The sequence below is a fragment of the Mumia zhuanghuii genome, assembly GCF_042681565.1.
Lineage (GTDB): Bacteria > Actinomycetota > Actinomycetes > Propionibacteriales > Nocardioidaceae > Mumia.
In genome coordinates, this window is sequence record NZ_JBHUFT010000008.1 from 438,311 (window position 1) to 448,870 (window position 10,560).

At 66.8% G+C, this 10,560-nt stretch carries 7 protein-coding genes; 3 read left to right on the forward strand and 4 right to left on the reverse strand.

The features are described from left to right. Together ACFSDF_RS10425 and ACFSDF_RS10430 are read right to left on the reverse strand one after the other, a co-directional pair. Nucleotides 1-1,739 (reverse strand): Ig-like domain repeat protein (locus ACFSDF_RS10425; protein WP_377157433.1); only part of this gene is annotated, 1,739 nt, incomplete at its 3' end. Between the two features lie 199 nt (nt 1,740-1,938). Beyond that, complete coding sequence (locus tag ACFSDF_RS10430; RefSeq protein WP_167248760.1) at nt 1,939-3,177, reverse strand: helix-turn-helix domain-containing protein; 1,239 nt, start codon at nt 3,175-3,177, stop codon at nt 1,939-1,941. 420 nt (nt 3,178-3,597) lie between these two features. Here ACFSDF_RS10430 and ACFSDF_RS10435 point away from each other — a divergent pair, with 420 nt between their 5' ends. The 3 genes from ACFSDF_RS10435 to ACFSDF_RS10445 all read left to right on the forward strand — a co-directional run bounded on the left by ACFSDF_RS10435 (nt 3,598) and on the right by ACFSDF_RS10445 (nt 7,953). Further along, a complete protein-coding gene (locus ACFSDF_RS10435; protein ID WP_167248758.1) occupies nt 3,598-4,920 on the forward strand; it encodes a helix-turn-helix domain-containing protein in 1,323 nt (440 codons plus the stop codon). A gap of 4 nt (nt 4,921-4,924) precedes the next feature. Then, complete coding sequence (locus tag ACFSDF_RS10440; RefSeq protein ID WP_377157436.1) at nt 4,925-5,668, forward strand: hypothetical protein; 744 nt, start codon at nt 4,925-4,927, stop codon at nt 5,666-5,668. A gap of 176 nt (nt 5,669-5,844) precedes the next feature. After that, on the forward strand, nt 5,845-7,953 hold the full coding sequence (locus tag ACFSDF_RS10445; protein ID WP_377159042.1) for a copper amine oxidase: 2,109 nt from the start codon (nt 5,845-5,847) through the stop codon (nt 7,951-7,953). 319 nt (nt 7,954-8,272) lie between these two features. On the opposite strand, the gene ACFSDF_RS10450 is transcribed toward ACFSDF_RS10445, so the two are convergent. Together ACFSDF_RS10450 and ACFSDF_RS10455 are read right to left on the reverse strand one after the other, a co-directional pair. Continuing rightward, the gene (locus tag ACFSDF_RS10450; protein WP_377157438.1) at nt 8,273-10,129 is read right to left on the reverse strand and encodes an Ig-like domain repeat protein; all 1,857 of its coding nucleotides are present in this window, start codon (nt 10,127-10,129) and stop codon (nt 8,273-8,275) included. Between the two features lie 194 nt (nt 10,130-10,323). Beyond that, the gene (locus ACFSDF_RS10455; RefSeq protein WP_377157440.1) at nt 10,324-10,449 is read right to left on the reverse strand and encodes a hypothetical protein; all 126 of its coding nucleotides are present in this window, start codon (nt 10,447-10,449) and stop codon (nt 10,324-10,326) included. Nucleotides 10,450-10,560: the final 111 nt, after the last annotated feature.

The following is a 10,560-nucleotide window of genomic DNA, read 5'->3' on the forward strand; positions in this document are numbered from 1 at the left end:
TTGACGGTGCTGCTCCCGAGGTAGCGGATGCTCAGCTTCGCCTTGCCGGCCTTCGGGAGCGCCTTGAGCTTGATCGTCGCCTTGCCGCCACGGAGGGTGGCCGTCCCGAGTTTGCGCTTGCCGAGGTAGACCGCGACCTTGCCGGTCGGTGTGACGCCAGTTGCCCTGACGGTCACGCGTACCTTGGCCTTGGTCTTCTTCGCGACGATCTTCTTGGTCGCCACCGATGCGCGCACCTTCGCGCTCGCCTTCGCGACGACCAGGCGGGCCGAGGTGCTGGAGGGCTTCGTGCTGGCATTACCGGCGTACCGCACTGACAGGGTGTGCGTTCCGGGCTTCAGTGCAGTCCGCGACAGCACGACAACGGCGCGACCCTTGACGGCATTGGCCGACCCAAGCCGTGTGGCGCCCTTGTAGACGTCGACTCGGCCCGCGGCGTTCGTCGGTGCCACAGCGACGGTCACCCGCGGTGCGGCCCCGTACCGAACGGCAGCGGCGGTCGCGCGCAGTGTGGAGTTGACCTGAGCCGACGCGACGGCCGCCGTCGAGGCCGACGTGGCGGTTGCCGACTCGGAGCCCTTGGTGGCGGTCTGGGAGACCGAGATGGACTTGCCGATGTGAGCATCGGTCAGCTTGAGGGTGCTGCTCGTCGCTCCGGTGATTGGCTGGCCGTTCGCCTGCCACTGCGTCGTCACGTTCTCGGGTTCCATAGAGAACTCGGCGTCGGCCGCGGTGAGTGTCTGGCCTGACCTCGCAGTGCCTGCGATCGTCGGCTTGCTGATGGCGCCGAATGTCGCGACTAGTGCGAGGTTGTGTCTGGTCCCCGCGACGATCGTGGAGACAGGTGCTCCGTCGAGCGAGGCAGGCAGAGTGTTGAGGAGCGAAAGGTCGGGGTTTACCGGGTTGCCCCCCCACGAGAACGCCTTGCCGGAGGCCGTACGGGCGACGATGGTCGTCTCGACGTCGACATCTGTCACGACCTCGGATGCGAGGCCAGCTGGCTGGACATCGGCCGCGCGCTCGCCGAGCACAGTGACCTTGCCGTCGGAGGTGATGAGGGCTGCGGTCCCCTGCCCGGCTCCGATGCCCGTAACCTCGCCCTGCACTTCGTCGGGGATGGTGGGCGGTGTCAACCCCCAGGCGACGACGGTGCCGTCGGCCTTGAGTGCCAGGGCAAACAGGTTCCCGGCGGCGATGTTCACGACGTTGCTCAACCCGGCAGGGGGTGCGAGGAGGGCGGCCGTGGGGCCACCCCAGACGCGAACCGTGCCGTCGGTCTTGAGTGCGAATGCGGAGAGACCGACGTCGACTGCGGAGACCCGGCCGAGGTCGCCGGGAATCACTTCGATCCCGGTGGCGTCGCCCCACGCGACAGCGGTCCCGTCGGACTTGATTGCCACCACATTCTGCTGGCCCGCGGAGACGGCCTTGAGGTTGGCGAGTCCAGCGGGCACCCCGTGGACCATGGCCTTGTCCGGGTCGCCCCACGCCACCACCGACCCGTCGGCGGTGAGGGCCACACTGTAGGAGGCAGCCGCATCGATCGCTGTCACACGCTTCCCGTCCAACGAAGGCGGCAGGGAGTTCTCCAGGCTTTCAGCGCCCCAGACGACCGCCTTGCCTGCGTTGGCCGGGTTGACGGGCACACCCGGCGCGGCGGTCGCCGGCGCACCGAGGCCGACTAGGGCGACAGCGCTGGCGACGGCAACTGTCGCCCCCTGCCGAACGAGAGTTCTCATCGTGGTTTCTCCTTTGTGCTGCTGGCGTCGCGGGGTGACGTGCGCCAGAGATCCGGGGGGCGCCTGCCAGGCGCTTATGGGTGTGTGAGCGTGATCTAGCCACAGCGGTACGACGGGAGGCAATGAAATCGGCAAGGCTGCGCACCCTGGAGGCAAGAATTTGTGATGTAGATGACAAGAATCAGCGCCTTCTCGCCGTTCACGGGAGCTCCTCCTCCCAGCGCCTGACAGCCGAGTGGAGCGCGATCCTGAGCTCCTGGCGGCATGTCGAGGACGCGAGCTTGTCACCGAGCAGTTCGCGAAGGGCGCTCATGTGTGCGCTTGCTGTCTGCGGCGGGATGCCGAGCGTTGCGCCTACGCGGGTAAGGGGCTTCCCGCTTTCGAGCCATTCAAGGAGGAAAATGCCGAGCTGGAGGCGCCGGGCGGGCCGGAGTGCTTGAAGCGCGCCGAGGTGCCGCTCGATCAGCAGGTCCGGGAGTGCCGCGTTCCCTGCGAGCAGAAGCGTGTCGGCATCGAGTTCGCCGAACGGGACCACTGCGCGGCGATCGGTGGCGACCCCCCTGCGAAGCGTGGCAGCGCCGCGACGGGCTAGATCGACTGAGTCGCCCGACTCGGCGAGGGACGTGACCGGGCCGAGCACGACCTGCCCACCAGGGAGCGGGCGCAGCGACGTGATCGTCCACCCTGCGGGAACGAGGCACTCGTGTGGGTCGAGCCCGGCGACGGTCTGGGCGTGGGTGAGAAGCCTGCGAGGCAGCTCTTCACCCGTCGCCACGACGGCGAGATGCGGGCGACTGGCGTCCAGGCCGCAGATCTCAAGCAGAGCGTTCGTGCGGGTACCCGGACGGAAGAGCGCGGCACGGAGACGCTCTCTTCTGTCCTGCGGACGGAGAGTCAGGATGTGGGAGGTGTGCGTGAAGCCCTCGCAGGCCCGGTCGAAGAAGACGCGAACGAACGCGCACACTCGCTCCGTGTCGGACAGAGCATGATGACGCTTGGGCGCGAGGCGGCGGGCGGTCGCCAATGTCTCGAGCGCCGCGCGCTGCGCCGAAGCGAACAGCTCGCGAAGCCCTTCGAGGTCGCCTCCGATCATCGCGTGGCGATGGCCGAGCTCGTGGAGTGCCTCGGCCGCAGCGTGCGGCACCACGAAGACACCCGAGGTCGTGTCACGGTACGCGGCGATACTCGCGCCGATCGCTCGGCGGCGGATCGAATCGAGTGGTCCTCCGTCGAGGACTGCGCGCTCGACGGCAGCGCCGACAGTGGCGCGCCCCCGGTAGTGGTGCCACCCGTCGAAAGCGGCTGACGGCGTCTTCTCGGGACGGCATGTGGCCGTCCTTTGGGCGGTGGCAAGCGACATGGCCCTCTCCCTCCACCGGCTGTTCAGGGCAAGCGAACAGCCGAGTCGTGGTAGGGGGCGACACTCTGAAGTAGCCATATCCGCGGCCGCGTCGCAACTGATTCCGGCCAGTCTTGGGTGCGGAGCGTCCATTTTTGTGACGCGGGTGACAAGTGAAGATCACGAATTGATCACGGCGCCTCGGGGGTGGCGGGTGAGTCTGAGCGCCACCACAATGCACCACGTCTCGAGGATTTGTGTCATCCCCGGATCGGGATCTTGTCACTCGCGTTACAAGATTTGGGGTTTTCTCAGGCAGGGACACGAATTCGGCTGGACGACCTCACCGGTGTCATTTTGACTGAGCGCGTGATCGAGACCACACCGCTCGGGGGTCCCTGGTCTCCCTTCACAGTCCGTGAGTGCCAGCGCCCGGAAGGGGGCCACATGCGAGCGGCGAGCGTTGCGCCAGACCGTCAGGTACGGCGTCACCCGTGTGAGCGAGGTGTGATCGGTTCGATGACCAACGACCCGTCGGGCTTCTACGACCACGCAATGGATGCCTTGGACCGCGTGCGTGAGCACTATCCGCAGCTCCCTGACCAGATGCGGACGATCCGCTCGTCCGTTCCGGCACTCGTCAGCCGGATAAGCGCGCAGATCCTCGACGGGGTCGGGACCTACGCCGCCACTGGTGAGCGACGTCGCGAGGTCGTCGAGACTGCGGTCCTGGAGGGTGTGGGACTCTTCGTCGACCTCCTCGAGGGCCTCCCTGTGGCCTGCGACCGAGTGGACGAGGTCTTCAGGCGCATGGGCGGCAGTGCAGAGTCCCGCGGCCCCGCCGGGATCGACCTCATTCGCGCCGCGTCGCAGGTTGCGACGACCAGCGCGTGGCACGAGCTGCGGCAGGCCGCTGATGAGCTCGGGCTTCCACCCGAAGCGATCGGGTCGCTGGGCGATGTGCTTTTCGCGTTCCTGCAGCATCTCGTCGACCAGGTCGATGTCGGCTTCAACGCCTCGCGCAACACCCGAGATCCGGAGGTGATTCGTCGACGACTAGCGGAGGCTGTCCTCAGAGGTGCGCCGGCGGATGACGTACGGGCGATAGCGGTAGCGGCCGCCTGGCCGCTGCCGGCCAAGTGCGTGGTCGTCTCGGCGGACCTCGTACGCCCACGTCTCCCGATCGCACCGGCGGATGACCGGCGAGTCCTCTGCCGGGTGACGGAGCGCTACGTCAGCATGATCGTGGACGCATCGCAGAGCGAGGCCGCGGTTGAGGCTCTCGGTGCGCTTCCGATCACCGGGCCGATCGCGATGAGCTGGCCGGTGCCGACCGACGAAGCCCACCACGCTGCGAGGTGGACTCGCCGCGCGATAAGGCTCTCGCGGCAGGGGTTGATCGCCTCAGCTGAGGTGATTGACTGCGCGAACTACCGCAGCGCTCTCTGGCTCCACGCGGATCCGGCACTTGGGCGGGGGATCTGTGACGAGGTGCTTGCCCCTCTCATGAGGGAGAAGCCCTATGTCCGCGCCGGTCTCGCGGAGACGCTTCTCCTTTGGCTCCGATCACGCGCGAGTGCTCCGGCGCTCGCGAATGTGCTCAAAGTCCACGATCAGACGGTTCGGAGGCGGATGAGGCGTCTGAAGGTGGACTTCGCTTCGGCCCTGGCCGATCCCGACCAGCGAATGACATTGCTGATGGTCCTCGAAGCGGTCACGCCGGTGTGGCTGACCGAAGCGGGGCGCGCGAGTCACCTGGGCCACCCCCAGGTCGCTGATGCACTCGCTGCAGCGGATGCAGACGCCGACGCTCTCTACTCTTCTGCTCACGAGAGGGTCTGAGCCGTTGACGACAGCGCCGGGTCGTACGCGAGTAGCCGGCGCCGTGGTCGTCGCGGCTTTGTCGGCCTTGGCGGTCGTTGCACTCAGCAGCAGCGGCGGTGCGGAAGAGGATCGCGACCAGTCGAGATCGAGGTTCGTCGTCTCGGGCGACGGCTCGCTGCCGACCGAGCGCCCCAAGTTGCGCGAACCGCGCGAGCCGCTGTCGCCTGAGGAGAGCGGGTACGCGATCCGCGTCGCTCAGGGCGACGACAGTGTGCCTGCCTCTGCGAGGGACGTGCGGGGGGAGAGCATGCCGGAGTTCCTGTATGCCGATGTTCCCACCGATGTCGACTCCTCGGGACGCAAGGCGTTGGTGGTCCTCTACGACTACACGGCCGACACGACGTACCACCAGACCGTCGACCTCCGGGCCGGGAAGGTTGTCGAGAGTCTGAGCGCCGCGTCGCTCCAGCCACCGCTGTCTGCCGGTGAGACGGAGACGGCGATGCGGCACGCCCTCGAGGCAGAGGGCGAGACACTGCGGTTCACGCGTGAGTTCGAGCGCTCCGAGGGGGTGCCGCTTCTCTCCGAAGAGCAGGTGTCGTACGTCGCCGGGGTGTGGACGTACGACGGGACGACAGATGGCGGTCGGGAGTGCGGTGCCGAGCGGTGCGCACAACTCGGCATCCGTGCGCCGTCGGGTACCTATCTCGACACCACGGACTTCGTCATCAACCTGTCCGATCGCTCGATAGTCCGGCTCCATTGAGAGGCACCGTGATGCGTAGCCCTTCCCCTGCCCGTGTCGCCGTTGGCGTCGCAACGGCGGTCGCCGGAGGACTGCTGGCCGGCGGCGCGGCCCCGGCCGCGCACTCTGAGGCACCCGGTCTGGGTTGTGGTGACGCGCTCGTCGAGAAGACGCTCGAGAACGGTGCCGCGTGGCGGATGTGTGCACGCATCCACCCGATCAAGGGCCTCGTGCTCGAGAAGGTCGAGTTCAGACCGGCGACCGGTGACTACGAGTACGAGGGCTACAAGCGTGTCATCGATCAGCTCTACCTCGCGCAGCTCAACGTCCCCTATGACACGGGCGCGATCCAGTACAACGACATCACCGAGTACGGGTTCGGCGACGAGCACCTCGTCGAGCAGAGTCCCGAGCTGTGCCCTGGAGAGGCTCGCGACGTCACCCAGTCGTTCATGTTGTTCGGCGAGCTCATCGAGCGAACCATGCCGGGGATCTGCGTCGACGAGGTGGGGACGGGGCTCGCCACCCACTCGCAGGAGAGGCTGTCCGGCGGCGGGCCACGGTTCGTCGAGCACGGCACGGGGCTCGAGGTTTCTTCGGTCTCGAAGATCTCCTGGTATGAGTACCAGCAGAAGGTGACGTTCGACGACCATGGGCAGATTGACGTGGGTCTCGGGGCAACCGGCGACGTCGCGCCAGGAGCGATGTTCTTCCCGACAGCTCCCGAGGAGGGGTGGCCACTCGGTTCGGCGACGGAAGGGGAGCAGCGGTATGGCGCCTCGCACTGGCACAACGCGATCTATCGCGTCGACTTCGGGGTCGACTCCGGCGAGCACCAACGTGTCGAGCGGTGGGACTATGCGCGGCCGCCAGAAGGTCCGTCCTCGTGGACGGTGCACGGGAGGGGGACTGTTGAGGATGCGGCGTTCTCGTCGATCCCCGGCGACGATCACAACGAGCTCACGTGGTGGCGGGTCGTCAATCCGGACTCGCTGAACAAAGACGGCCACGCGAGGTCGTACGAACTCGTCAACCGGAACCCAGTCGACCACTTCGCGTCGGTCACGCAGCCGCTCGTGACATTCACCAACAAGCGTGACTGCGAAGAATACGCGTCCGACAACCTCAACCCCGGCTGTCCGAACGACAGCATCCTCGACTACGTCGCCAACGACGACGCGCCGCTGACGGATCCTGTCGCGTGGGTCAACGTCGGCTTCCACCATGTGGATCGCGACGAGGACCAGTCGCCGATGCAGGTCCACTGGCAGCGGTTCCAACTCGTGCCTCGGGACTTCTTCGCGCAGACGCCATCGATCACGCCTGAGCGCAGCTGCGTGAACGGGTTCGACGAAGGTGTAGACACGTCAGCGCGACCGTGTGTCGCAACGAACCAGGTTCGTCCGTCAATCGAGACCGATCGCGCGACCGTCGATACCGGGACGATCATGACCGCCGATCCAGGAACGTGGAACACGGCGCGAACCAGGTGGGACTACTCCTATATGTGGTTCCGGAATGGCGCGCCGATCACGACGGTCGGCGAGGACGGAGTCGCGAGGCCGGCGCTGGGTCCGACCTACGTCGTGACGCCGGCGGATGCCGGGGCGAGGGTCACTGTCAAGGTGACGGCCTCGCAGGTCGGGTTTCCGTCGGGGACTGCCGAATCGGTGGCGGTGCAAGTCGTCGGGCGGCCACGATCAACGCCCACAGTGGGACTGGCGGCGCCTGCGGGTGCATACGGACGTGCAGGAACGGTCACCGTCACCGTCTCCAACAGCGCCACAGGCACCGTCACCCTCACCTTGAACGGCCGCTCACTCGGCGCCAAGACACTGTCCAGAGGCCGAGCGCTCTACTCGATCCCACGAACCACCACCCCCGGCCGATGGACCCTACGCGCCTCCTACCACGGCAACACCACCCTCAACACGGCCACACGCACCACCACCTACACCGTCACCAAAGCCCGCCCCGGCACCGTAAAGACCAAAATCACCAAGAAGCCCTCCAGCCGCAAGAAGGGCAAGGCCACCATCACCATCGCCCGCCCCACCGGCCTGACCGCCCCCAGAGGCAAGGTCACCCTCGTACTCAAAAAGGGCTCCAAGAAACTCAAGACCACCGCCACCGTCCGCAACGGCAAAGCCACCGTCAAACTCCCCAAGACCACACGCGGCACCTGGAAAATCACCACCACCTACACCGGCGACACCCGCTACACCCCCGCTCGCTCCGTCGTGATCCGGCTACGAGCAACGAGTGAGAAGGGCCTGAAACAGCCGACGGTTGAGGGAAGGCACTGAGCCGAGCGCCGGGCCCAGCGTCGGCCAGGTCTTGGGCAGCGGTGACCATCGCGCCGATGACGTTGCAGCGCTTGATCGCGACGTTGAAACGGCGATGTTAACGAGGGTGGCGCCATTCCCGTCGAGCGTGGCGGGATCCGCTGGAGCGGTGAGGACTCCCGCTTCGAGGTGCCAGCGGCCGTCGCGGCGACGAGGCAGTGCCCGACGGGGACCACCGAGAGCGAGAAGCGTGAGGGTGACATGTGTGCCACCTGGACCGATCGGGGTCTCGATGGCCATGTAGCTGGCATCGAGACCCCGGTCGGCTGTAGACGACTGACTATTTGCTTCTGTGCTTGATGGTTTTGGCTTTGGCGGGGGTGTAGCGGGTGTCGCCGGTGTAGGTGGTGGTGATTTTCCAGGTGCCGCGTGTGGTCTTGGGGAGTTTGACGGTGGCTTTGCCGTTGCGGACGGTGGCGGTGGTCTTGAGTTTCTTGGAGCCCTTTTTGAGTACGAGGGTGACCTTGCCTCTGGGGGCGGTCAGGCCGGTGGGGCGGGCGATGGTGATGGTGGCCTTGCCCTTCTTGCGGCTGGAGGGCTTCTTGGTGATTTTGGTCTTTACGGTGCCGGGGCGGGCTTTGGTGACGGTGTAGGTGGTGGTGCGTGTGGCCGTGTTGAGGGTGGTGTTGCCGTGGTAGGAGGCGCGTAGGGTCCATCGGCCGGGGGTGGTGGTTCGTGGGATCGAGTAGAGCGTTCGGCCTCTGGACAGTGTCTTGGCGCCGAGTGAGCGGCCGTTCAAGGTGAGGGTGACGGTGCCTGTGGCGCTGTTGGAGACGGTGACGGTGACCGTTCCTGCACGTCCGTACGCACCCGCAGGCGCCGCCAGTCCCACTGTGGGGGTGGGTTTGGCGACTGGGGAGGTGGGGGTGGAGGTGGCGGTGCGGGTGAGCGCGCCCTTGGTGGCGGTTGTGCGGTAGGTGATGCGCTTGCCAAGGTGTGTGGCGTTCAGTGCGAGGCTGGTGCCGGTGGCGCCCGCGATCGGGGTGCCGTTGGCCAGCCACTGGTTCGTGACGTTGTCGGGGGCGCCGGAGAAGGTGCCCGCGGTGCCGGTCAGAGTCTGGCCGGGCCGTGCCACGCCGGTGACGCGAGGCACAACAGCGGTCTTCACATCCGCCACGATCACGGAGTCGTGCGCTCCGCCGGCGGCGATAGCTGTGACCGGCGCGCCGCTCAGCGAGGAAGGCACTTCCATTGCGGGATCCGAGGAGTCGTCCCAGCGGTGAATCCCGCCCTCGGAGTCCAGCGCCATTGCCTCGACGTACTGGGCGCTGATCGCAACTACCGTCTTGCCGGTCAGCGAAGCAGGGATGGGATACGCGTCCTGCGGGCCCCACTGCCGCACTGTGCCGTCCGCGAGTAGGGCGAGACCGCCCAAGCGGCGGCTAGCGATGGACTTGACGTTGCCAGGGATGGTCAGCTCGGCAGGGAGGTCGAGCTGACCGACGTTGTTGAGTCCCCAGGCGACGACGGTCCCGTCACTCTTGAGCGCGTAGGTATGGCTGTCGCCGGCGGCAACCTTCTTGACACCAGTCAGCCCGGCAGGAACCGCGAGTGCGCCGCCGCTAGCGAGGTTTCCCCACGTGACAACGGTGCCATCGCTCTTGACCGCGGCCGCGTGCTTCGCGCCGATCGTGAGGTCGACGACACCTGACAGCCCGGCGGGCACCTTTGTCGGATCGCCCGTGATCGCTTTATAGCCCCAGCCGACAACAGTGCCGGCTTGTGTCACGACGCCAGCGTTGTCCGCGCTCGCGGCGATGGCTTTCACCTTGACGCCGTTGAGGCTTGCGGGCACCTTCTGCGGCTGAGCGCCCTGGGTGCCGTTGTGGCCCCAGGCCACGACCCGGTTGTCGCCGGTCAGCGCAACCGAGAAGCTGTGCCCATTAGCGATGGCAGTGATGGCTGTGTCCGACAGGGCTGCGGGGACGGTCGTGGCTCCCGATTCGGTCGCGCGTCCCCAGCTGACGATGGATCCGGCTTGAGCGAGGGGTACGGGGGTGACGGCGTTGGCTGGGATGGCGGCGAGTGCGCTGAGGGTCAGGCCGAGGGAGGCGACCGCGGCGGCCAGCACACGTCCGGGGCGGTGGCGGGGTGTTGGCTCTGGCCAACCGCGGGTGTTCTGGGGGTCAACACTCATCGTGGCTCTCCTTCGAGCTCGACCCGTCACGCGTGCACGCACGGCGGCGGGTGTGGTCTGCGTCACGCGCCATTCAAAGCCGCAGGCCACGCCTAGTCCAGCGATTCGCGAGAGTGGACATGCCAGAGCCCGAGAAATTGTCACGCCAGTGACAACTTCCCGGGCACTGGAGCGAAATCGCTCGTGACGCCTGGCTAGGAGGTGCCTTCGGCGTCGTGTTCGAGGCCGAGGGCGTTGGCGGCGGCTGCGGGGGCGATGGTCAGGGCGGCGGCGGCGCTGATGGTGGTGGCCCGACGAACCCAACGACGCGTGGTCTTCATGGTGGTACTCCTTCATGAGTTGGTGGTCAGTTAGGGGATACAGGAGGAGGGTGTGTCGGGGCCTCAGGCCCCGACACACCCTCCTGGCACATCAACTGTGCAGATCAGTAG

Excerpts from the sequence above, each read along its gene's own strand:
- ACFSDF_RS10450 (WP_377157438.1), bottom strand. The coding sequence starts at position 10,129 with ATGAGTGTTGACCCCCAGAACACCCGCGGTTGGCCAGAGCCAACACCC.
- ACFSDF_RS10445 (WP_377159042.1), top strand. The coding sequence starts at position 5,845 with ATGTGTGCACGCATCCACCCGATCAAGGGCCTCGTGCTCGAGAAGGTC.
- ACFSDF_RS10435 (WP_167248758.1), top strand. The coding sequence starts at position 3,598 with ATGACCAACGACCCGTCGGGCTTCTACGACCACGCAATGGATGCCTTG.
- ACFSDF_RS10430 (WP_167248760.1), bottom strand. The coding sequence starts at position 3,177 with ATGGCTACTTCAGAGTGTCGCCCCCTACCACGACTCGGCTGTTCGCTT.
- ACFSDF_RS10455 (WP_377157440.1), bottom strand. The coding sequence starts at position 10,449 with ATGAAGACCACGCGTCGTTGGGTTCGTCGGGCCACCACCATCAGCGCC.